This is a genomic window from Actinoplanes sp. NPDC023801 (assembly GCF_040639655.1).
Taxonomy (GTDB): domain Bacteria; phylum Actinomycetota; class Actinomycetes; order Mycobacteriales; family Micromonosporaceae; genus Actinoplanes.
In genome coordinates this window covers 91,353-113,642 of the sequence record NZ_JBFAAI010000024.1, presented here as the reverse complement: position 1 = coordinate 113,642, position 22,290 = coordinate 91,353, and the positions used below count along the sequence as shown (strand labels likewise).

General features: G+C 70.7%; 16 protein-coding genes and 1 tRNA gene. 8 read left to right on the top strand and 9 right to left on the bottom strand.

The genetic code is table 11. The features are described from left to right. The first annotated feature begins 70 nt into the window (after window positions 1-70). The gene (locus tag AB0G04_RS32880; RefSeq protein ID WP_360990765.1) at window positions 71-1,015 is read left to right on the top strand and encodes a hypothetical protein; all 945 of its coding nucleotides are present in this window, start codon (window positions 71-73) and stop codon (window positions 1,013-1,015) included. A 101-nt stretch (window positions 1,016-1,116) separates the two neighbouring features. Here AB0G04_RS32880 and AB0G04_RS32875 read toward each other — a convergent pair whose 3' ends face one another. The 5 genes from AB0G04_RS32875 to AB0G04_RS32855 all read right to left on the bottom strand — a co-directional run bounded on the left by AB0G04_RS32875 (window position 1,117) and on the right by AB0G04_RS32855 (window position 5,707). Continuing rightward, window positions 1,117-1,914 carry an ABC transporter permease gene (locus tag AB0G04_RS32875; protein ID WP_360990763.1) on the bottom strand — a complete coding sequence of 266 codons (798 nt, stop codon included), beginning with the start codon at window positions 1,912-1,914 and terminating at the stop codon, window positions 1,117-1,119. Further along, complete coding sequence (locus AB0G04_RS32870; RefSeq protein WP_360990760.1) at window positions 1,911-2,057, bottom strand: hypothetical protein; 147 nt, start codon at window positions 2,055-2,057, stop codon at window positions 1,911-1,913. The genes AB0G04_RS32875 and AB0G04_RS32870 overlap by 4 nt, the downstream gene beginning before the upstream one ends. A gap of 67 nt (window positions 2,058-2,124) precedes the next feature. Next, complete coding sequence (locus AB0G04_RS32865) at window positions 2,125-2,295, bottom strand: ATP-binding cassette domain-containing protein (RefSeq protein WP_360990758.1); 171 nt, start codon at window positions 2,293-2,295, stop codon at window positions 2,125-2,127. Window positions 2,296-2,310: 15 nt separating this feature from the next. Then, a complete protein-coding gene (locus AB0G04_RS32860; protein ID WP_360990755.1) occupies window positions 2,311-3,549 on the bottom strand; it encodes a glycosyltransferase 87 family protein in 1,239 nt (412 codons plus the stop codon). Between the two features lie 451 nt (window positions 3,550-4,000). Then, window positions 4,001-5,707: a BTAD domain-containing putative transcriptional regulator gene (locus AB0G04_RS32855; protein WP_360990752.1), complete on the bottom strand. Its 1,707-nt coding sequence runs from the start codon at window positions 5,705-5,707 to the stop codon at window positions 4,001-4,003. A gap of 167 nt (window positions 5,708-5,874) precedes the next feature. Between AB0G04_RS32855 and AB0G04_RS32850 the strand changes: the two genes are divergently transcribed. The 3 genes from AB0G04_RS32850 to AB0G04_RS32840 all read left to right on the top strand — a co-directional run bounded on the left by AB0G04_RS32850 (window position 5,875) and on the right by AB0G04_RS32840 (window position 8,053). Continuing rightward, window positions 5,875-6,258 (top strand): RidA family protein, encoded by a 384-nt coding sequence (locus tag AB0G04_RS32850; protein ID WP_360990750.1) that lies wholly within the window; start codon window positions 5,875-5,877, stop codon window positions 6,256-6,258. A gap of 135 nt (window positions 6,259-6,393) precedes the next feature. Next, entirely contained in the window at window positions 6,394-7,053 is a 660-nt protein-coding gene (locus AB0G04_RS32845; RefSeq protein ID WP_360990747.1) for a HEAT repeat domain-containing protein, read from the top strand. Next, complete coding sequence (locus tag AB0G04_RS32840) at window positions 7,040-8,053, top strand: HEAT repeat domain-containing protein (protein ID WP_360990744.1); 1,014 nt, start codon at window positions 7,040-7,042, stop codon at window positions 8,051-8,053. The genes AB0G04_RS32845 and AB0G04_RS32840 overlap by 14 nt, the downstream gene beginning before the upstream one ends. Before the next feature lie 188 nt (window positions 8,054-8,241). On the opposite strand, the gene AB0G04_RS32835 is transcribed toward AB0G04_RS32840, so the two are convergent. Further along, window positions 8,242-9,498, bottom strand: a complete 1,257-nt coding sequence (locus tag AB0G04_RS32835; protein WP_360990814.1) for a multidrug effflux MFS transporter — start codon at window positions 9,496-9,498, stop codon at window positions 8,242-8,244. A 227-nt stretch (window positions 9,499-9,725) separates the two neighbouring features. Here AB0G04_RS32835 and AB0G04_RS32830 point away from each other — a divergent pair, with 227 nt between their 5' ends. From AB0G04_RS32830 to AB0G04_RS32815, 4 genes are all read left to right on the top strand, one after another. Continuing rightward, window positions 9,726-10,964 carry a glycosyltransferase family 39 protein gene (locus AB0G04_RS32830; protein WP_360990741.1) on the top strand — a complete coding sequence of 413 codons (1,239 nt, stop codon included), beginning with the start codon at window positions 9,726-9,728 and terminating at the stop codon, window positions 10,962-10,964. A gap of 179 nt (window positions 10,965-11,143) precedes the next feature. Continuing rightward, complete coding sequence (locus AB0G04_RS32825) at window positions 11,144-12,457, top strand: lipase family protein (RefSeq protein WP_360990738.1); 1,314 nt, start codon at window positions 11,144-11,146, stop codon at window positions 12,455-12,457. Between the two features lie 52 nt (window positions 12,458-12,509). Continuing rightward, window positions 12,510-12,639: transfer RNA gene (locus AB0G04_RS32820), tRNA-OTHER, on the top strand. A gap of 830 nt (window positions 12,640-13,469) precedes the next feature. Then, on the top strand, window positions 13,470-17,342 hold the full coding sequence (locus tag AB0G04_RS32815) for a ThuA domain-containing protein (RefSeq protein ID WP_360990735.1): 3,873 nt from the start codon (window positions 13,470-13,472) through the stop codon (window positions 17,340-17,342). A gap of 77 nt (window positions 17,343-17,419) precedes the next feature. On the opposite strand, the gene AB0G04_RS32810 is transcribed toward AB0G04_RS32815, so the two are convergent. The 3 genes from AB0G04_RS32810 to AB0G04_RS32800 form a co-directional block, all read right to left on the bottom strand. Next, window positions 17,420-19,558 carry a glycosyl hydrolase gene (locus AB0G04_RS32810; protein ID WP_360990733.1) on the bottom strand — a complete coding sequence of 713 codons (2,139 nt, stop codon included), beginning with the start codon at window positions 19,556-19,558 and terminating at the stop codon, window positions 17,420-17,422. Then, window positions 19,555-20,337: an HlyD family secretion protein gene (locus tag AB0G04_RS32805; protein ID WP_360990731.1), complete on the bottom strand. Its 783-nt coding sequence runs from the start codon at window positions 20,335-20,337 to the stop codon at window positions 19,555-19,557. The genes AB0G04_RS32810 and AB0G04_RS32805 overlap by 4 nt, the downstream gene beginning before the upstream one ends. A gap of 64 nt (window positions 20,338-20,401) precedes the next feature. After that, a complete protein-coding gene (locus tag AB0G04_RS32800) occupies window positions 20,402-22,012 on the bottom strand; it encodes a glycosyltransferase family 2 protein (RefSeq protein WP_360990729.1) in 1,611 nt (536 codons plus the stop codon). Between the last annotated feature and the right edge of the window lie 278 nt (window positions 22,013-22,290).

Below are 22,290 nucleotides of genomic sequence, written 5' to 3'. Positions count from 1 at the left end.
CCATCGGCCGCGCCGATCCGCTCCACCGTGGAACGGCGCCGGTCATCCATACCCGCAAAGGGGTTGGATCGTGAATCGACGCTCCCTGATCAAAGGCGCCGCCGTGACCGGTGCCGCCGGCCTGTTCGTGTCACCCCGCGCGGCGCAGGCCGCTGGACCGGCCGGCATGCCCACCTACACCTACCTGCGCGACGCGCTCACCATGCCGCTGCGGTACAACCCGACCGGCGAGTTCATCTTCCCGTGCATCCGCGGCGTCTACGACAAGATCAGCGGCGCTCGCGGGCGTTACTACCTGTACTACGCGCCGCACGAGAAGCCCGGCGGCATCTGCGTAGCCTACGCGAACTCGCTGGCCGGCCCGTTCACCGAGTACACCGGCAACCCGGTGATCGACAACGTGCTGCCCAGCACGACCGTGTCGCACGTGTCGTCGCCGCACGTGACCTGGATCCCGTCGGCCCGGCAGTTCTACCTCTACTACCACGGTGAGAACACCACGACCCGGGTCGCGCGGTCCTCGGACGGGCTCACCTTCCGTGACGAGACACCGATCCTGAGCACCCGGCTCGTGCCCGGCCTGACCGAGACCTCGTACGCCCGCGTGTTCGCGCACAGCGGCCGCTACGTGATGGTCTACATGGGCGTGCTCAACGGGAAGCGGCACATCTATCACGGCTGGTCACCGAACGGCTGGGACCAGTGGCAGTTCGCTCAGACACCGCTGATCAACCCGGCCGGGGACGGACTCACCGACATCTCGGGGCCGCACGTGGTCGTGCGCAACGGCACCACGTACGTCGCGTACCACGGCAACGACGGCCGGATGCGGATCACCGAGGTCGGCAACAGCTTCGACCGGGAGGTCCACCTCGGCGCGTTCCACACCCCCGTGGCGTCCGACAACGGCCGGGTGGCGGCGCCGTCGTTCGGCACCGACGGGGGAGTGGAATACATGTTCTACGAGGCCGGCGCCCGTCTGAACGCGCGCATCTGCATCGCCCGGGCCGGGTAGATCCGCTCCCACGGCCCACGGGGCCCGGTGTGCGACCACCGGGCCCCGGCCCGGTCATGTCCACCGGCCCCGGCCGGTCAGGTCCAGCAGGCCCCGGCCGGTCAGGTCACGTCGCGGCGCATCGGCAGGACGACGGCGACCAGGGCGGCGGCCAGCGCGTACCCGAGGAGCAGCAGTGCACCGGCCGCCGGCGGCAGAAGACTGACCGCCGTGGTACCGAGTTCCCGGGACACGGCGTCCGCGAGATAGGTGAAATCCGTGAGGGCGGCGGTGGCCCCGCCCGGCAGGACCGGATAGAGGACGTTCACGCCGGGGATCATCATGAGCAGCGGCTCACCCATGTACAGGTAGCCGATCACGACGCACAGGGCGGCGACCTGGTTGCGCAGCAGGGCGCCCATGCCGACCCCGATCAGCAGGTAGACGACCATGGCGAGGCCGATCCGGGCGAGCAGCACGAGCACGGTGCCGGCCGGGAGCCCGAGGTCCATACCGCGAGCGGCGGTGACGGCGAACAGGGCCGCGGCGGCGGTCCCGGCCAGCAGCATCCCGTAGGCCAGTCCGGCGGCGCCGTAGGTGGCCAGCTTGGCCGCGAGGACCTGCCCGCGGCGGGGCGCGAACAGGAACGTGACGGCGGCGGTGCCGTGCCGGTACTCGGACTTCATGGCGAGGGCGCCGGCGGCGGCCGGGACGAAGGCGGTGTAGCCGAGAATGCCGAGGACGGCGCGGACACCGGTCTCGGTGTCCAGCCCCGGCATGGGCGGGTGGAAGTTCTCCGGCCCGACGATCGCCATCGCACCCATCAGGCCGCCGCCGATCAGGATCGCGGCGAGCAGCAGGCCACCCCACATGCGGGTGGCGAGGAGCCGGCGGATCTCTGCCTTGATCAGGTTCTTCATGTGCCCGCCCCGTCGCTGGTCAGATGCGTCTCGTCACTGGTCACGTGAAGGAATAGCTGTTCGAGGCTGGCGCTCTCGGTGGCCAGCTCGTGCACCCTGAGCCGGTGTGCGGCGGCGAGGTCGGCGATCGCGGGTGCCGCCATGCCGGACACCCGCAGGCGGCCTTCGCCGGCGTCGTCGACCCGCGGCGCGGCGCCGTCCGGCCGGGCGTCACGCAGCAGGGTCGAGGCCGTTGGCGGTCTCGTCGAGCAGGAGGACCGGCGGGTCGCCGAGAAGCGCGGTGGCGAGGTTGAGCCGCTGCCGCATGCCGGTGGAGAACTCCCGGGTCCGGCGGTCGGCGGCCTCGGTGAGGCCGAGCAGGTCGAGCAGGGTGGTGAACATCGGGGCGAGCTCCGGCTACCGGGTGACGGGCTGCTTCCCGGCCGGTCGTCCGCCCGGGACCCGTTCCGGGCCCCGGGCGCGGATCAGCCGGTGCAGGCCCAGGGTCAGCAGGGGGTAGATGAAGTAGCCGTAGCGGGTCGACGGCGCGAGGCTGAAGATCAGCGTCCAGATGACGGTCATCTGCAGCAGTGCCGTGTCGATGTCGCGGGCGGGACGCCGCCACAGGCAGGCACACACCGCCGTGATCAGAAGCACCAGGAAGACCGTCATCAGGAGCTTGCCGGACTCGCCGGTCGCGACCATCTGACCGGGCATCGGACTCGCCGCGGTGGTCTGTTGCGGTGTCAGCCGCAGCGGGAACAGAACCATGTTGCGGAACAGGTCGTACGGGCCGGTCAGCATGGCCGGCGCCGTGACGACGGCGGACACCAGCGCGGCGAGCAGAGCCGAACCGGTGAAGACGAGCGCCGGTCGCCGCCCGTCGCGGGCCAGCAGCATCATCACCAGCACCAGGACGGCCGGCAGGGCGGTCACCTTCATCGCACACGCCACCCCCAGCGCGGCACCGGCCAGACCCGGCCGTGAGCCGCGGGCCAGCAGGGCGGCACTGATCGCCAGCAGACCCAGCACCGGCAGATCGGTCCCGCCGAGCACGAACGGCAACGCCAGCACCGGTGACGCGAAGGCCGCGACCAGTGCCGTCGCCGGCCGGTCGGCTCGCAGGTGGCGCAGCGCCGCGGATCCCAGCACCACCGCGCTCAACCCGAACCAGGTCCGCGGGTTGCCGGCCCATCCGTCGAGACCGAACGCGTGCGGCAGGCCGAAGACGGTCAGCGGCGGGCCGTACGGGTTCAGCGACTCCGGCCCGGTCAACTGCTCCATCGGCAGGTAGGGGCTGCCCGTCTCGAGCAGCAGACGGCCGGCCCGTCTGACCACGGTCAGGGCGCCCATGCCGGTGGCCGGCATGTCCCGCCCACCGGTCACCAGCCATACCAGCGGTGCGACGACCGCCGCGAGGAAGGCGGTCATCGCGGCGGCGGTACGCGCTGCCGGGTGCCGCCACAGCAACGTGACGGCAGCGGCCAGCACGTACCCGCCGACAGCCCACCGCCCCCACGACGCCTGCACCTGCTGACCGGCGAGGACAGCGACACCGGCCGCGAAGACGGCGCTGATCGCGTAGCCGGCGGCCCTCCAGCCGAGCGGACTGTCCTGCCGGATCCGGTCGAGGGTGTTCAGCGGATGCGTGGCCATGAAAGGCGCTCTTGCTGTTCCGGGCATGAAGGGGCCACTCCACCATTCAGAAAGAGGAAATACGGTCGGCTGGAATCAGGCGACGCGTTCACGCCGGGCCGGCATCACGGGCTTTCCCGCGCCGGCCGGAATCGCTTTCACACCAAGGAGGACGCCCGCGTACGCGGGAGGGATTCATCAGCGGACGTGATCGGCGTCACCGGCGTTTGCGGTCGCCTGATCCGGTGGCTCCGGTGGGAGAAGAAGAACATTCGGTAACCGTGCCGTATTCGCGGTGCCCCGGCATCGGCCCGCGGAACACATCCGGAAGGACCGCCGTACGCCCCGGGGATTAAGCCCGTGGGCCGACGTCATGTTCGACCGGGCCACCGGTTCCGCGCGCAAATCACCACCGCAAGAGCCGGACCGTCAGCCGTTACTCAGGACGGTTCCGCCGTGCTTCTGGAATGCGTCAGGTACGGGCTCCGAGCCGGGCCCGGTACGTGCGGGCGCGCGCCGCGTACAGCGGCATCCGCGCATGATGGGCGAGCGCCTCGAGTTCGGTGACGCTCGCCGCGGCCCGGGGCAGCCGGTGGGTCGTCGCCACGTCGCAGATCGTGTCGATGGTGGCCGCGTCGATCCACCGGCACACCTGCGGCGGCAGATCACTGGTCCGGTGGTAGGCGCTGTCCAGCCATCGCATCGCCGCCGGGACGTCACCCTGCCGGGCCGCCAGCAGACCCAGTCCCCGCCCGGTGATCGCCAGCCAGCACGGATCGGCCAGCCGCACGGCCGTGGTCCAGGCACACGACAGCAGCTCACCGGCACTGTCCAGACGATCCTCGCGGATGTCCAGCTCCGCCGACACGGCCTGCACGAACGGCAGGAACGCGGTCCACCGCTGTTCGGCGACGAGCACCTGAGCCCGTTCGGCGCAGGACCGGGCATCCGCCGGATCACCGGCCGCGAGGCCGGCCCGGGCCAGCTGGGTCAGCGACCACACCACCTTGCGCGGCTCGCCGGCCCGGTCCGCCAGCTCGACCGACCTGCGCAGCCGACGCGTGGCCGCGTCGAACCGGCCGCTGTCGACCAGCGCGATCGCCTCCACCCCCAGCGTCGCCGACAGCTTCCCGTCGTCGGTGGCCAGCTCGCGAGCCTGCCGGAGCAACTCGCCGGCGCCGCGCCGCGCTCCCGTCGCGACGAAGGCCAGCTCACGTGCGGCACTTGCTGCCGTGGACCGGTCACCGGTTGCCCGCGCCAGATCGCGGGACCGCCGCAGGGCGGCCACGCCCTCGCGTTCGGTCAGCGCCACCGTGTGCACGACGGTGGCCCCGAACGCCACGTACGCCTCGCCCTGGATGACCGGATCACCCAGGTCGTCGGCGAGTCGCACCGCCAGGCGAAGCCGTTCCAGCCCGTCGGCGGCGGCACCCGCGGCGGTCACCGCCTTACCCGCCTCGATCTCCAGGCGGGCCGTCAGCCGCCGCCCGTCCGGCAGTACGGTCAGCCCACCGGCCGGCGCCCGGACCGCCTGCGCCACCCTGGGCGACGGGTCGACACCGAGTTCCTCGGCGAACAACCGGGCGCAGGCGGTCACCGCCGACCGTGCGCCGGCCCGGTCCCCGGCCCGGGCCAGACTGCTGACCAGCAGAACGTGATGCCGTTCCTCCAGCGGTGCCAGCGCGACGAGCCGCCGGGCCAGCCGCACCGCCTCCGCCGGTCGCTGCGCCCCGAGCTGGGCGCCGATCGCGGCCCGCAGCGCCGCATGCGTCGCCAGGGACACACGTTCCCGCTGGTGGGAGAGCCACAGTTCGAACTCGGGGCAGTCCGGCAGATGTATTCCGGCGAGCAGTTCGCCGTCCCCGGCGGCCTGCCCGGACAACACCTGCCGTACGTCGATCACGGTGCCGGCCGACAGTTCGAGCGTCACCGGATCCCCACCGATCACCGCGTCCGTGCCCAGCCCCCGGCGCAGCTCCGACAGCACCCAGCGCAGAGCCGCCGCGGCGTCGTCGGCACGCGGGAACAGCATGCGGCCGAGGCTCTGCCGGGACGGCGGTTGCTCACCGAGCGCCAGCACGGCGAGCAGCGACCACGCCTTGTGCCCCCGCGGGCGGCCGCGTTGCTCGTGCTGCCGGTGGATGTCCGGGCGCCCGAGGAGCTGAATGATCGCGGCCACCGGACTCCCTTCACGTCTCCTGCCGCGATTGTGAACCCTCGATGCGGTTCGCGCCGCCGCCCATCCGACAGCCGCCACATCAAACGCCTCATCAAACGGCCCGTCACCACTCTTGCGGTACGGCCGGCATCCGGCCGCTGAAGCAAGAAACCGGACAGGAGACCGCGATGCCCGGAGAGGTCATCTCCACCCCCCATGCCCCGTCCTTCCCGTCGTACAGCCAGGCGGTGAAGGCCGGTGACACCGTCTACGTCGCCGGCACGATCGGGGTGGACGTCAAGACCGGTGAGTTCGCCGGCGACACCGTTCAGGAGCAGACCCGTCAGGCGTTGCGCAACTGTGAGGCCATCCTGCTCGCCGCCGGCGCCGCCGGCCTCGGGGACGCCGTCATGGTGCACACCCTGCTGCGACGTCCCGAGGACGCCGACGGTGTCAACGAGGTCTTCGACGAGTTCTTCCCCGGCGTACGACCGCCCCGGTGCGTCAGCCGGCTGGGCGTCGAACGTCCCGGAATCCTCGTGTCGATCGCCATGGTCGCGGTCGTCGGCTGACCGCCCCGGCAGGCCGCCAGGCACGGATCGTCCCCCCGTACGCGGGGTGTTCGCGTCGCTCGTCCCTCCCCGGCTGCTCCGGCTTGACCTTGTCACTGTGACAGGGTCTTCACTGGGGCGCAGGAGGTGGTTCCCATGAGCGAACAAGCTCGTACGACCGGCGCCCTGAGCGCGCCGGCGTCGTCGATCCGGCTGCAGGCGGCACTGTCGGCCGGCACCCATCCGCAGCCCGGCCTGCTCGAGGCGCTGGTGGCCAGGTGCGCCGTCGAGCCGGACTTCTTCGTGCGGGACATGCTCACGTGGGCACTGACGCGGCTTCCGCCGGAGATGACGCTGCCGCGGCTGGTGGCCGAGCTGCGGTCCGAGACGGCGCAGGGCCGTAGTCAGGCGTTGCACACACTGTCCAAGATCGGGGACGCGCGGGCATGGCCGGCCATCACCCGGGCCCTGTTGCGCGACCCCGAGGACGAGGTGGCGCGCACCGCCTGGCGTACGGCAGTCGCGCTGGCGCCGGAAAGTGAACGGGAAGGGCTCGCGGCGGAGCTGGCCATCCAGTTCGGGCGCGGTGACCGAAGCACCCGGCTCAGTCTGAGCCGGGCCCTGGCAGGGCTGGGGGAGTCGGCCGAACCGGCTCTGCGTGCGGCGATGCAAAACGACGACCCGGCGGTACGGGCCCACGCGCACGCCACCGAGGTACTGCTCCGCGACCCGGAAGCGGAGTTCGGCACCGCCGTCGACGAGGCGAAGCGGATCGTCGCGCTGGGGCCGAGGAGGGGCGAGCGTGCTGATCGGTGAGGTGGCACGCCGCTCGGGAGTCAGTAGCCGGATGTTGCGGCACTACGAGTCGCTCGGGCTGGTCCGGCCGACCGGGCGCACCACCGGTGGCTACCGGGAATACACCGAAGGGGACATCCGGCGGATCTTCCACATCGAATGCCTGCGGGCGCTCGGGTTGTCGCTGCGGCAGGTCGGTCGGGCCCTGGAGGATCCGGGCTTCACGCCGTCGGCGCTCGTCGGCGATCTCATCCGATGGACCGAACAGCGTCTGGAACGAGAACAGGAACTGCTCGGGCGGCTGCGCACGGTCGACGCCTCGGCCCCCTCGGGCTGGGGCGACGTACTGCGCATCATCGAGCTCATGCACGGGCTGGGGTCGGCCGACGCCGCCTTCCGGCAGCAGGCCGTACTGTCGTCGGCCGAGGACGTGCGCGTTCCGGCGGAGCTGCTGGCGGGCGCGGTCCTGGCCGAGAGCGACCCCAACGTGGCGGGGGCCCTGCGCTGGGCTCTGGCCCGGGCGGGCGGCGCGGCGGTGGACGGTCTGGCTGCCGGCCTGCGGTCCGGCGACGTCGACACCCGGCGACGGGCGGTTCAGGCGGTCGCCGGGATCGCCGCGGACGAGGCGGTTCCGGTGCTGACCGACGCCCTCGGCGACACCGACCCGGCCGTACGCGGTCATGCTGCTCTGGCCTTGGGTGCGCGCGGGGTGACGGCGGCCGTACCGGTGCTCGTACGCCTCGTGGTCGACGGGCGCAGCGACGTCGAAGCGGCCGAGGTTCTGGGCACGCTGGCGCGGGACCCGGCCGTCGCCGGGGAGATCATGGATGCGCTGAGCGCGGAACTGGCCGAACCGGCGGCCGGGTCGACGGTGCGGATCCGCCTGACCCAGGCCCTCGTCGAGATGCCGGTCGGAGCGGCGGAGGACCTGTTACGGCAGCTGAGCCACGACGACGACCGGACGGTCGCCGTCGTCGCATCGGCCTTCTTGCAGCTGATCAGAGAACGCGAACCCAGCTGATCCCGACACGTAAGAACACCGGTCACCGCCGCCTCGAGATCGCTGCGGGCCACACCCGCAAGAACCCCAGCTGGCTCCACCGCTGTCTCAACGCCGCTGAGACAGCGGTGGGGACCAACTGGGGTTGTGCGGGTTTGGGCGAGCGCTGTCTTGATGGTTGTGAGACAGCGCTCGCGTACAGCTGCATGTCAGTGGACGGCGACGGCGACCGGTGACTCGGACCGGGTGAGCGCCAGCTTGTGCGGCTGCACCACCAGGAAGTAGACCAGGGTCGCGGCCAGCATGCCGCCGAAGACGACGACGGCCATCGCGATCGCGCCGACGCCGAGCACCCCGACCAGCGGGGCGGCCAGGGCACCGACGCCGAACTGGACCGCGCCGAGCAGGGCCGCAGCGGTGCCGGCCGCCTCACCGTGCCGGGACAGTGCCAGCGCCGGGGCGTTCGGCATGGCCAGGCCGACCATGGCGAGCACCAGCCAGAGCGGGATCAGCAGGCCGGCCAGGCCCCCGGTCTCGGTGGCCGCCAGGACGAGGAACACCAGGCCGAAGCCGACACCGGCGAGCAGCGCGCCGCTCATGATCTGCTGGGGCGTCCAGCGGCGGAGCAGGCGTACGTTGAACTGGGTGGCACCGATCAGGCCGACCGCACCGCCCGCGAAGATCAGCGCGAACTGCTGCTCGGACATGCCGTAGTCGTCCTGGAAGACGTAGGACGACCCGCTCACGTAGGCGAACAGGGCCGCCATCGAGAGCCCGGCCACCAGCGTCAGCCCGACGTACACCCGGTCGGTGAGGAGCCGGCCGTAGTCGCGGACCGTGCCGAGCACGCCACCGCTGCGGCGCCGCCCGGCCGGCAGGGTCTCCGGCAGGACCAGCGCGGAGACCGACGCGATCGTGACGCCGATGACGGTCAGCACCACGAAGACGCCGCGCCACGACGTCCAGTTCAGCACCAGGCCGCCGACGGTCGGCGCGAGGATCGGGGCGACGCCGACGACGAGCATCAGCCGGGAGAACAGGCGGGCCGCGGCCAGGTCGGTGAACAGGTCACGCACCATCGCCATCGCGACGACGGCCGCCGCGGCGGCACCCAGGCCCTGCAGCACCCGCAGGACGCCGAGCATCACGACGTCGGTGGCGACGACACAGAACACCGAGGCGAGTACGTGTACGGAGATGCCGGCGAGCAGTGGCCAGCGGCGGCCGAACGCGTCGGACAACGGCCCGACCAGGAGCTGCCCGAACGCCAGACCGACCAGCGTCCCGGTCAGCGTGAGCTGCACGGCGGCGGCGCTTGTGGCCAGGTCGGTGGTGATCGTCGGGAGCGACGGCAGGTACATGTCGATGGTGAGCGGCCCGAGCGCGGTGAGCAGGCCGAGCACAAGGACGATGCGGAAACGGCGCCCGGGCGTCAGTTGCTCGCCGGGCGACAGGGACTGGGGCATGGAGCTGGTCACGGCCACTTCTTCGACAAGTTGTCCCGCGCCCGGCTTCTTCCGATCTCGCCGAAGTGGTAACAGCCGTCACAATGCCGGGCTCATGATGCGATAGCCTCGTGCGGCCCGTTGCTTTCGGTGCGGGACGCCAGTGAGATGGGAGCGCTCCCGGCTTGGGGTGCCCGAGGAGAGAGGACGCCACCATTTCCGACGTCGCATCGACCCGCGCGGATCAGGTGGAGGACGACCGGCCGGCTCCGGAAGCCGCGGGCCGGGCGTCCCGGTTCCGTGCCTCGGCGGTCGCAGCCGCTCCCGCGATCGGCCTCTACCTGCTGCTGCGCCTGTTCAGCCTCGAGGTCATGCACATCCTGGCGTCGCACGCCGCGTTCCGTTCGCCGGGCCGTCAGGTCTACCCGGACGGCTCGATCAACAACCAGTGGCGCAGCTTCACCGGCATCATGGACGCGCTGGTCTCCTGGGACGCGCGCTGGTACACGAAGATCACCGCTCAGGGCCTCGGCGGCCCGGTCGGCGCGGTCGACGAGGACGGCGTGCCGTACGAGCTGCGCCTGATGTTCTTCCCGCTCTACCCGATGCTGGCCCGCCCGCTGACGTACCTGCCGTTCGTCTCGCCGGTGACGGCCTGCCTGATCGTCTCGTTCGTCTCGTCCGTGGCCGCCGCCTGGGGGCTGTACGCGATCGGCCGGCACATCCGCGGGCACAAGGTCGGGATCCTGCTGGTCGCGGTCTGGGCGGTGGCGCCCGCGGCGATGACGCAGAACGGCGCGTTCACCGAGTCGCTGTTCACCGCGCTTGCCGCCTGGGCGCTGTACGCGGTGCTCAAGGAACGCTGGGTGCTCGCCGGTCTGCTGGCCGGCTTGAGCGGTCTGAGCCGGCCCACCGCGGCCGCGTTGATCGGCACCGTCGGGCTGGCCGCCCTGATCGCGGCGTTCTCCCGGCGGGGCGGCTGGCGCCCGTACGCCGCCATGGTCCTCGCCCCGGCCGGGTTGCTCGTCTACCTCGCGTTCGCGTCGAGCCGCCTCGGCAGCGTCGCACGATATTTCGAGATCCACGACCAGACGTTCGGGGCCCGCTGGGACTACGGCCAGAACACCTGGTCGATGGCGACGGACATCCTGATCGGGGTGGACGGCGACAACGCCGAGAAGCCGATCCGGGTGCTGTCGATGGTGTTCATGATCGGGTTCGTCGTGCTGTTCGGGATGCTGCTCGGCCGGGCACCATGGCAACTGACCGTGTTCGCCGGCGTGACGCTCGTCCTCTCGATCTTCTCGCACGCGCACATGTCGATGCTCGGGCGGCACATGCTGCCGGCGTTCCCGCTGCTGCTGATCCCGGCGATCGGCCTGGCGCGGCTCCGTAACCGGGATCTCGGACCGGTGCTCGCCGTGCTGGCGTTGCTCTCCGGGTGGTACGCCGGGTGGCTGCCGTTCATCTCCGGCCAGGCGATCTGAAAGGGTGACCCGGCATCAGGTGACGGCGATCGGCCCCACTGAACTCCGGACAGTGATCGTGTCACCACAGGAGTGAGAATCCGGCCCTCTGGAATGTCTCGGTTCTGCTGGCTACCTTCCGGTAACCGCGGTTGCTCCATCGATATAGATCGATTGGGTCCGGTTCATCGGAGGGCTCCATGTCTGTGCGTACCCGCATCTTCTCCGTACTTCTCGCCCTGACACTCACCGGCGGCGCGGCCGCCGCCGCAACCCCCGCCCACGCCGCGACGTCCCGCGGCGTGACCATTCCGGCGTTCTACACCCCGCCCGCCGACCTGCCCGCCGACGACGGAACCCTGATCCGCCGCGAAACCCTGCCGCTGGCGCTGTCGCTGCCCGGCATCACCGGCCCGCTGCCCGGCCGGGCCACCCGCATCATGTACAAATCGACCGACTCCGGCGGCCGGCCCGTCGCCGTGACCGGTGCCTACGTCGAACCCGCCGCCCGGTGGTGGGGAACCGGGCCACGGCCGCTGGTGGTCCTCGCACCCGGCACGATGGGCCAGGGCGACCAGTGCTCGACCTCGCTGGCCCTGCAACGCGGCCTGGTCCTGGGACTCGGCAACCAGACCACCGTGTCGATCGGCTACGAGGTCCTGGCCATGTACCGGCTGCTCGCCAAGGGGATCGCGGTCGTCACCACCGACTACATCGGACTCGGTACGCCCGACCGGCTGCACACCTACGTCAACCGGGTCGACGGCGGTCACGCAGTTCTCGACGCGGCCCGCGCGGCCCGGGCACTGCCCGGCACCTCACTCACGGCGGCGTCGGCCGTCGGGCTCTACGGATACAGCCAGGGTGGCGGGGCGGTCGCGTCCGCGGCGGAACTGCAATCGTCGTACGCCCCCGATGTTCCTCTGAAAGCAACCTATGCCGGTGCCCCGCCCGCCGACCTGGCCGCCGTCACCGCGGCCATCGACGGCAGTGAACTCGCCGGAGCGCTGGGCTGGTCGGTCAACGGTTTCGTGCAGTCCAGCCCGTCGCTGCGGCCGCTGGTCGACCGCTACCTCAGCGACGCCGGGCGCGCGGCCATGGCCGACCTGTCCACGATGTGCGTCGGCGACGCGATCTTCGGCTACGCCGGAAAGCGCAGCACCGGATGGACGAGGAACGGCGAGAGCATGGCCGCCGTGATCGCCGCCGAACCGGACCTGCGCGCCTACATCGACGCGCAGCTGATCGGCACCCGCAAGCCGTCGGGCGTGGTCCGGGTCGCCACCGGCGTCAACGACGACCTGGTCACCCATGCCCAAGCCCGTACGATGGCCGCCGCCTGGTGCGGTCTCGGCGGTGCCGTCGTCTATGCACCGGTCAGCCTGGCGAAGACGTCCAGCAAACTGCTCAACCACTTCGGACCCCTGTTGGCCGACCAGGGTCCGGCCGTCGACTGGCTCGCCGGCCGGCTCGCCGGCAAACCCGCACCCGCCAACTGCCCGGCCGTGTCGTAGCGTCCGCGAAACTCGATGGCTTCCGGGGCGGCCGGGTGTGATGATCTGAGGCGGGTCGCTAGCTCAACTGGTAGAGCACTCGCCTGGATAGCGCGTCCGCCCTCCGCCTCGTGCGGGTATGGGGGCGCTTCCTTCTCCCTCTGCTAATCGAGAGGTTCGGGGTTCGAGTCCCCGGCGGCCCACGTTTCTGCCTCCGGGGGCGACCCTCGGAGGCCCCACTTTGTGGTGGGCGCCCCGGGCGGTCCGCTGACGGCCCGTAGTTGGTCGACCTCCAAAACTCAGCAGCTCGGGCCACGACGCCGGACGGGTCTGTACCGAGCTGAGCCGAGTGCCGGGCACAGCCGCCCTGCCGACCGCCCTCAGCGGCGGACGCCGGTCCCAGCTCGTCCTCTTCATGCGATCGGCCGGGACGGCACGATGGCTCCTCGATGGGGATCGAGGGGCGGGATGAAGGGGCCCTCGGGGAAGCGCTTCCCGCCTAGCGAGAGATCCGGATGTGGCGATGCCTGAACGGGTGGATATGGCCGGCGCTCGTTGTCGCACCCCCGTCTGCCGACAATGGATCATCGGGGGACCCGCAACGACCAGGACATCTTCGATCGCGTGCCCGTTCGATCACCGCTGCGAGCTCCTCGACCGAGGCGGACTTCGGCAGTCGGATTCTCACGGGTGTCGATGAAACCGTTGTTAGACGATGACGAATCTGTTAACTTTTCCACACCGCCTCAGAGAGCGCTCTCCGAGGATCGAGATCAAAAGAAGTCGACGGCACGCACCCCGCCCACTCGCCGTCTCAACCGCCGCGTCCCCCGACCCACCGCCCGCCCCCATCGCGGCGCCGCGCGAGCCTTCACCGAGGCGCGACGTGTCGACGACCCTCCACCGCCGGGACAGACGTGACACCGCGATGTGTGTCCCCTGGCTTCCCCGCGGAGTCGCATACCGCGGCCACGTTCGAGACGTGATCGGCGTACGTCTCGGCTGCTTCCTCACGAGAGGTACCCATCCGATCATGATTCGCAGAGTGCTGCTGATCGTCACTCTTGTACTGGCCGGGGTGGGCGTCAACGTCGCCCCGGCATTCGCGGCCGACTTCTCGGTGCTGATCTTCAGCAAGACCGCGGGGTTCCGGCATGACGCGATCCCCGCGGGGATCACCGCGATCCAGCAACTGGGCGCGCAGAACAACTTCACGGTCGAGGCGACCGAGGACGCCGCCCAGTTCACTGATACGAACCTGGCCAGGTTCAAGGCGGTCATCTGGCTGTCCACGACCGGCGACGTGCTCAACGCGACCCAGCAGGCCGCGTTCGAACGCTACGTCCGCGCAGGCGGCGGCTATGTCGGCGTGCACGCCGCTTCCGACACCGAGTACGACTGGCCCTGGTACGGCAACGTCGTCGGCGCGTACTTCTCCGGCCATCCGGCGATCCAGCCGGCCATCGTCCGCATCGAGGACACCGCTCACCCGTCCAACGCGGGCATTCCGGTGAACTGGAACCGCACCGACGAGTGGTACAACTACCGCACCAACCCTCGCTCGCAGGTGCACGTCCTCGCGAATCTCAACGAGGCCACCTACACCGGCGGCACCATGAACGGCGACCACCCGATCTCGTGGTGCCGGCCCTACGACGGTGGTCGCTCCTGGTACACCGGCCTCGGCCACACCCAGGAGAGCTACGCCGAGGCTCACTTCCGCACCCACCTGCTCGGCGGGATCAAGTACGCCGCGCAGAACATCGGCAACTGTTCGGTGCAGGCTCCCGGCGGCACGTTCAACCAGGTGAATCTGGCCAAGGGCGTGGCGGAGACCGGTGAGCCGATGGGCCTCACCGTGCTGCCCAACCGAGGTGTGCTGCACACCTCGCGCAACGGCGTCATCCGGTACACCGACGTCAACGGCAACACCAAGGTAGCCCTGACGCTGCCGGTCTACAGCCACGACGAGGAGGGTCTGCAGAGCATCAAGGCCGACCCGAACTTCGCCAGCAACCGCTGGGTGTACGTCTACTACGCGCCACCGCTCAGCACGCCGGGCGGCGACGCTCCGTCCACCGGCACGGCGGCGCAGTTCGCCCCGTTCAACGGCTCCAACAAGCTGGCCCGGCTCACCGTGCGGGACGACAACACGATCGACCCGGCCTCGCTGGTGACGATCCTCGACGTGCCGACCAGCCGAGGGCTGTGCTGCCACGTCGGCGGTGACATCGACTTCGACGCCGCCGGCAACCTGTACCTGTCCACCGGTGACGACACCAACCCGTTCGACTCGGCCGGTTTCGCGCCGATCGACGAGCGGGCCGACCGCAACCCCGCCTACGACGCGCAGCGCACCTCGGCCAACAGCAACGACCTGCGCGGGAAGGTCCTGCGGATCAAGCCGGGTGCGACGGGCGGCTACACCGTCCCGGCCGGCAACATGTTCGCCCCGGGCACGGCGAACACCAGGCCCGAGGTGTACGCCATGGGCTTCCGTAACCCGTTCAAGATGAGCGTCGACAAGGCCACCGGGGTCGTCTACCTCGGTGACTACGGCCCCGACGCCGGCTCGGCCGACCCGCAGCGCGGGCCGGCGGGCACCGTCTCGTTCGAGCGGATCACCCAGCCGGGCTTCTACGGCTGGCCGTACTGCTCCAACTACAACACCCCCTACCAGGAGTTCACGTTCCCCAGCGGGCCGTCGTCCGGTCCGTACGACTGTGCCGGTGGGCCGACGAACAACTCGCGGAACAACACCGGCATCACCAAACTGCCGCCGTCGCAGGCGGCCTGGCTGCCCTACGGCGGGCAGGGGCCCTGGCGGCCCGAGCTGGGTGGGGGCGGGCCCATGGCCGGTCCGGTCTACAACTTCAACGCAGGCCTGGCCTCCGACGTGAAGTTCCCGGCGTCCTACAACGGGAAGGCCTTCCTCGGCGAGTTCACCAGTCGCTGGATCAAGGCGGTCACCCTGAACGCCAACGGCACGGCCGGCGCGATCGAGCCGATCCCGTGGTCCGGAACCGCGATCATGGACATGGAGTTCGGGCCGGACGGCGCCCTGTACGTGCTCGACTACGGCACCACCTGGTTCGGCGGCGACGAGAACTCGGCTCTCTACCGGATCGAGTACAACACCGGCGGCAACCGGGCACCGATCGCGCAGATCGCCGCCACCCCGTCCTCCGGCGCCGCGCCGCTGGCCGTGCAGTTCAGCTCGGCGGGCAGCAACGACCCGGACGGCGACCCGATCACGTACGCCTGGGACTTCACCAGTAACGGCAGCACCGATTCCACGGCGGCCAACCCGACGTTCACCTACCCGGCGAACGGCGAATACACCGCGACGCTGACGGTACGGGACAGCGGCGGCAAGACCTCGACGGCCAGTACGGTCGTCGGGGTCGGCCGGCCATCCATCACCTTGGTCGCACCGGCCGACGGGTCGGTGTACCAGCCCGGTGACCTGGTGCCGTACGAGGTGCGGGTCACCGATCCGAACGCCGCCACCATCGACTGCGGCCGGGTCGTGCTCAACTACATCCTGGGCCACGACAGTCACGGTCACCCGATCACCAGCAAGACCGGCTGCACCGGGTCGATCCAGACCACGGTGGACGGTGAGCACGACGCGAGCGCGAACATCTTCGGGGCGCTCGCCGCCGTGTACACCCCGGTCAGCGGGGTCGCGGTCCAGGACCAGCACGTGCTGCAGCCGCGGAACCGGCAGGCCGAGCACTTCAGCACCATGAACGGCGTCCAGGTCGCCGCCAAGGCCAGCGCCCACGGCGGCAACGCCATCGGTTACATCGAGAACGGCGACTGGATCTCCTTCACGCCGTACAACCTGGCCGGCGTCACCGGCATCAAAGCGCGGGTCGCCTCGGCCGGCGTCGGTGGCACGCTGACTGTGCGGGCCGACTCGCCGACCGGCCCGGTGGCCGGCACGGTGCAGGTCGCCCCGACCGGCGGCTGGGAGACGTGGGCCGACGTCACCGGGACGATCAACCCACCGACCGGTACGCGCCAGCTGTACCTGGTGTTCACCGGCGGCGCGGGATCGCTGTTCGACATCGACGACTTCACGTTCACCTCCGGCGGTACCACGCAACCGCCGTCGGGGAACCTGGCGTTGAACAAGCCGGTAACGGCGTCGAGCACGGAGTCCGGCGCCTTCCCGGCCTCGGCCGCGGTGGACGGTTCGCTGACCACCCGGTGGGCCAGCACCGCCGGCGATCCGCAGTGGATCCAGGTGGACCTCGGCCAGTCGACCTCCATCGACCGGGTCAAGTTGACCTGGGAGGCGGCCTACGGCTCGGGCTACCAGATCCAGACGTCGGCGAACGGGACCACCTGGACCACGGTCCGGACGGTCACCGGCGGCGACGGTGGGGTGGACGACAACACCGCGCTGGCCGCCACGGGTCGCTACGTGCGGATCAACGGTACGGCCCGCGCCACGGCCTGGGGCTACTCGCTGTTCGAGTTCGAGGTCTACGGCGGCGTCGTACAGCCGCCCTCGGGCAACCTGGCGTTGAACAAGCCGGCGACGGCGTCGAGCACCGAGGCGGTCGCCTTCCCGGCCTCCGCCGCGGTGGACGGGTCGCTGACCAGCAGGTGGGCGAGTGCCTTCGCCGACCCGCAGTGGATCCAGGTGGATCTCGGTCAGTCGTACCCGATCAATCGGGTCAAGCTGACCTGGGAGGGGGCGTACGGCTCCGCTTACCAGATCCAGACGTCGGCCAACGGGACGACCTGGACCACGGTCCGGACGGTCACCGGTGGCGACGGTGGGGTGGACGACAACACCGCGCTGGCCGCAACCGGCCGGTATTTGCGGATCAACGGTACGGCTCGCGCCACGGTCTGGGGCTACTCGCTGTTCGAGTTCGAGGTCTACAGCTGATCGGGTGGACCGCGCACGACAGGGCGCGAGGACCTTCGACGGTCCCCGCGCTCTGTCTGTCCCCCCCCGGTCATTTCTTAAGCTCCGGGCGCCCGGATGATTCGCGGAGTGTTCGCGGGACCGAACGCCAGCGACCCCACCGGCGCGGCGGCCTCCGGCTGTGGGGGTCCCAGCACTGCCAGGGCCTCCACCCAGTACCGGACCATCGCCCGGCTGGTGCTCTCCTCCCGGGTGACTCCCGCGTCGAGCCGGCGGCGGGCGGCCTCCGGGTCGGACAGTGCGAGGTCGGCCGCGAAGAGGTCGCCCCAGACCTTGGGCTTGTCGCCCAACTCCTTCTGGCGGGCCGCGGACGGCCCGCGATAGAAGGCGCCTGCGGTCAGTGGCAGCAACTGGATGCCGAGGACCGACTCCGGCTTGGGATCGAACCAGGTCGCATAGTCGATCTTCGCGTCCCAGACGATGCCCGCGGTGGTGTGCGCGTATCCGGCCTCGCGAGTCAGCCCCTCGCCGAGCCAGTACATCCGGGCCGTCGCCGCCTCCAGGGCGTAGTGGGCGATGCCGTACCCGGTCATCTCCGCGTTGCCGCGGACGGTTCCCCAGCGGACCACGGCCTCCCAGGCCGCCACCGCTTCGCTTGACGACTCCTGGTTGTTGCCGTCCGCGAAGGGCGCGAACCCGGAGGCGGCCGAACTGCCCAGGTAGGCGTTGAAGGCCCGGAACGGCGGCAGCCCGCTCGCGGGGCCTATCGCCAGCGAACCGGCGTAGTCGCGGACGATCAGATCGACGACGTCACCGTAGTCGCGGGCGAAGCCGGGGTCGGCCGTCGCCAGCACGGCAGCGGCGCGTACCAGATAGCCGTACTGGAAATGATGGTCGTTGTAGTCCTGTGCGCCGAACTCGGCCGGGACGGCGATCAGCCCACCCCAGGTCCGGTCGTAGCCGAAGTAACGCCCGTCGGACGGTCCCGTGTGGGTCAGCCAGTCGACGAGCTGCGGCCGGAGCAGGTCCAGGGCGGCGGTGCGCTGCCTGTCGGCCCCGGCGGCGGCCGCGACCTCGGCGATCGTGGACAGCCGGCCGAGCTCCTTGAGCCCGAAGTAGCTGCCGCCCTTGCCGGGCGGGTCGGCGAGGTCACGGTCCAGGTCGGCGAGCACGGTTCTGGTCGCCGTCTCGTTCAGCGGCACCTTCGGTACGGCGGTGAGCAAGCCCGGCATCGACGTCCGGACCTGCACCGCGTCGGCCGTGACCAGGGACATCGTGCCCCGTGCGTTCGGGTAGGAGCCGGCCAGCGGCGGCGGTCCGGCGACCAGGCCGGCCTGGTGATGCGGCAGCAGGGCCCACGCTCCGGTTCCGCCGGACGCACGGCGGGCGGTGAGCGTCTGGGTGACCGTCCCGGCTGCGGCGTCGTACGCCGTGGTGGCCGTGGTCCGTACGATCGGATCGCCCGTGCTGGCCTTCTCCCAGCTCGCCTGGTCGGCGCCGGCCGGCACCCGGGCGACGGCGAGTTGCTCTCCCGACCCGGTGACGGTGGTCCCGGTCTGTGTCAGATCCTTGCCGAGCACGTCCCAGCGCCCGCCCGCGATGTCGAGCCGCGCCCGGGTGGCCGAGCTGCCGACGTCGCGGAAGGTGCCGTTGAGGGTGGGCGCCGCCCCGTCGAAGCGCAGCCACACCACGGGGCTGCCCTGCGCGAGAGTGACATCGACCCGGCCGCCACCGGCGAGCCCGACGCGCAGGACGACATGGAAGGCGCCGTAGCCGGCGACGCTCACGGCGCCGGTGGCGGTACCGACGGTGAGGGCGGGCAGGAACGGGGTGATCACGGCGTTCGCGGAGGCGGTGAGCGGCGCGCCGCTGATCTGCAGGCCGCCGGCGGCGGCCTGCACGGCCAGCGGATGGGTCCAGATCGGCTGGGTACGGGGCCCGGTCAGTGCGGAGCTCCACCACTGGTTGGTCGGTACCGCCTGGCCCGCGAGGTCGCCGGCCTGTGCGGGAGCCTTGGTGGGTACGGAACCGGCCGGCAGCGTCCCGGCGATGCTTCCGCTGCCGGTCACCGCGGGAACGGTGAGTGGGGACGCGGCGGCGTCCTCCATGACCGTGCCGGTGTTCGGTGCCGGCGCGGCCGGGGCCCGGTCCGCCGGCGTCGCGTCCGGTGCGGAGGTGCACGCCGTCAGCGCGGTGAGCGCCGCGATCACGGTCAGGGCCGGTGCGCGGCGGCTCATGCGCTGTTCACGGCGGGGGTACCGCCGGTGGCCGTGGTGGTGTCGACGACCACGGCGAACTGCAGCCCCGGCACCAGCGTACGCACGACCGCACGCGCTGCCGGGTCCGGCCGGAGCACGACGGTCAGTTCGTCCTCCGCGCTCGCCTGCCGGCCGGCGTCGACTTTCGGCTCGACCTTCTCCAATGTCGTGGAGATCCGGCCGGGCAGGCCGGGGCCCGTCACGTAGGCGGTCATCCCGAGCCGGAACTCGCGCAGCTTCTCGAGCGGCACGTCGACCGCGAAGGCGACCTTGGCCGGGTCGTACAGGGTGACGATCGGCTCACCGGCGCGGGCGATCTGTCCCGGAGCGACGTTGATCCTGGTGACGATGCCCGCGGCGGGCGCCTGCAGTTTCTGCACCCGTCGCGTGTCCCCGTCGCCCTCCGCGGTCAGGGTGATGGTGGCCAGGACCGCGCCGGCGGTGACGCTGGTCCGCTCGGTGGTCAGCATCTCGGTGACGACGGCGGCATCGGCCGAACCGACGGTGATGGGCTGCGCGGTGAGCACGGCGGTGCCGGCGTCCACCATGTTCTGTTCGGCGAGGCGCTGCCGCACGATGTGGGTGCCGCCCGCCCCGGCCGCCGAGATCAGGATCAGGACCACCAGGCTGGTACGCACGACGCGCAGCGCACTGCGTCCCCGGCGCTTCGGCGGCGGTACAGGCTTCGGTGCGGGCGGCTGGATGACCCTGGTCGAGTCGTTGTCGTAGGTTCTCGCGTTGTCGATCGTGGCGCTCATGGGCGTACCCTCTCGGCGGTGTGGCCCCGGGTCAGGCGGCGGACGGTGGCGGGCGGAACCCGGGTCAGGCGGTCACCGCGACGTGCCGCGGCGGGGTGGCGGAATGTCCGCCGGCGGGTGGGTGGGGGACCTCCGGCGATCCGGCCGTGGGCTTCGCGCCCTGCCGGATCCGGCCGCCGGTGACCGATTCGAGGATCATCCGGCCGAGAATCAGAACGATCATGGAGGCCCAGCCGACGGACAGCCAGGTCGGCCCCGGGTCGGCCATCACGAGCACACCGACCACGATGGCGGTGAGGTTCAGCACCAGCAGCGCGAACAGGGGCATGACCGCCCACAGCGACCGGGTGCCGTCGCCGCCGGCGTTGGTGGCCTTCCACTTCGCCGGCCGGCCGAGGAGCACGCCGCCGAGCGCCCGAAGATGCACCGGCGTCGCGCCGATGCTGGCCACTATCGCCGACAGCTTGAACCCGCCCGACTGCAGCCAGGTGACCAGCAGCACGGCCGCCTGGAACGGCAGGTAGTGGGTCGCCCAGGCGAGTCCGTCGGCGCGGATCGGGCTCAGCGCGAAGAGCAGGTAGAGCGCCGGGAAGAGCATGAAGGTCAGCATCGCCAGGGACAGCAGATAATGCGTACCGCAGAACAGGTACTGCAGTCGCTGGTCGATGGTCAGGCCGATGCCGCGCTTGAACAGCCGCCCGCGCAGCAGCACCTCGAAACCACCGCTCGCCCAGCGCAGCTGCTGCTTCAGGTACGACGGGACGTCCTGCGGGGCCAGCCCGCGGGCCAGCACCTGCGGGACGTAGATGGACTTCCAGCCGCGCTTGTGCAGCTCGATCGACGTCCAAATGTCCTCGGAGTTGCTGCCCGTCCAGATGCCGCCGATGTTGTCCAGCGCGGCCCGCCGGAACATGACGTTCGTACCGACGCAGAAGGCGGCATTGAAGTGGTTCTTGCCCGGGCAGACGAGCTCGTAGAAGATGCGCTGAGCCTCGCCGGAGCCGGTGGCGACCAGATTGACGTTGTTCGTGTAGAACTGCGGGGACTGGACGAATGCCACGTCCGGGTCCTGGAAGTGCGGCAGGATGCTGAGCAGGAAGTTCGGATCCGGTACGTGATCCGCGTCGAAGATCACCACGAACTCGCCATTGGTACGGGCCAGCCCGGCGTTGACGTTGCCGGCCTTGGCATGCGCGCCGCCCGGGCGGCGCAGGTAGTCGATGCCCACCTCGTCCGCGATGGTGCGCAGTTCGTCGCTGTCGCCGTCGTCGAGAAGGAACGTGCGGTGCGGCAGGACCATGTCGCGGGCCGCGAGCATGGTGCGCCGGACCAGCGCCGGCTCCTCGCCGTACGCGGTGATGAAGACGTCGATCGACGGCACGTCGGAGCCGGCCCGCAGCCGGTTGCGCCAGACCGTGGCGTCCACCGCCTCCGGCCGGTCGTCGTGGGCCAGGATGGTCCACCACGTGCCGATCAGGTGCAGGGCGGTCAGGCCCTCGGCGGCAAGCATGGCGAACCAGAGCCAGCCGGGCCCGCGGTACGCCGGGTTGAGCAGGAAGAGCTGATAGAACAGCGTGGCGGCGAGCGCCGCGATGATGGCGACGCGCGTGGAACGCTGCAGCGGCCGCCATGCCAGGCGAGCTGCCCGGACCGGCGCAACCGGCGGTGCCGTCATGGATGCTCCCGAAAGTCCTCGATATCCAGCCCCGTGGATTTGGTGCTGCAGACAAGGGAACAGGAATATCCGCTGACGCGCGACCCACTCGTCCCGAACATTTGTATTCGGCACGGGTTACAGATTCAGAAAATCGTCACCTGTCGTGTTACTTATGATCTTCACTCATTGTTGTAAGACGCTCTGAGCTGGGGTTAATCATATAGGAATGTAAATTCTTGGTGACCGGCAGATCTCTCTGATTTCACTATGATGAGCCGGGCAGTGGGTGAGGTCAC

Bases quoted from the DNA above. Each gene is read 5' to 3' on its own strand.
- AB0G04_RS32875 (WP_360990763.1), bottom strand. From the start codon at position 1,914: ATGAAGAACCTGATCAAGGCAGAGATCCGCCGGCTCCTCGCCACCCGC.
- AB0G04_RS32870 (WP_360990760.1), bottom strand. From the start codon at position 2,057: ATGGCGGCACCCGCGATCGCCGACCTCGCCGCCGCACACCGGCTCAGG.
- AB0G04_RS32865 (WP_360990758.1), bottom strand. From the start codon at position 2,295: ATGTTCACCACCCTGCTCGACCTGCTCGGCCTCACCGAGGCCGCCGAC.
- AB0G04_RS32860 (WP_360990755.1), bottom strand. From the start codon at position 3,549: ATGGCCACGCATCCGCTGAACACCCTCGACCGGATCCGGCAGGACAGT.
- AB0G04_RS32850 (WP_360990750.1), top strand. From the start codon at position 5,875: ATGCCCGGAGAGGTCATCTCCACCCCCCATGCCCCGTCCTTCCCGTCG.
- AB0G04_RS32845 (WP_360990747.1), top strand. From the start codon at position 6,394: ATGAGCGAACAAGCTCGTACGACCGGCGCCCTGAGCGCGCCGGCGTCG.
- AB0G04_RS32835 (WP_360990814.1), bottom strand. From the start codon at position 9,498: ATGCCCCAGTCCCTGTCGCCCGGCGAGCAACTGACGCCCGGGCGCCGT.
- AB0G04_RS32825 (WP_360990738.1), top strand. From the start codon at position 11,144: ATGTCTGTGCGTACCCGCATCTTCTCCGTACTTCTCGCCCTGACACTC.
- AB0G04_RS32815 (WP_360990735.1), top strand. From the start codon at position 13,470: ATGATTCGCAGAGTGCTGCTGATCGTCACTCTTGTACTGGCCGGGGTG.
- AB0G04_RS32810 (WP_360990733.1), bottom strand. From the start codon at position 19,558: ATGAGCCGCCGCGCACCGGCCCTGACCGTGATCGCGGCGCTCACCGCG.
- AB0G04_RS32805 (WP_360990731.1), bottom strand. From the start codon at position 20,337: ATGAGCGCCACGATCGACAACGCGAGAACCTACGACAACGACTCGACC.
- AB0G04_RS32800 (WP_360990729.1), bottom strand. From the start codon at position 22,012: ATGACGGCACCGCCGGTTGCGCCGGTCCGGGCAGCTCGCCTGGCATGG.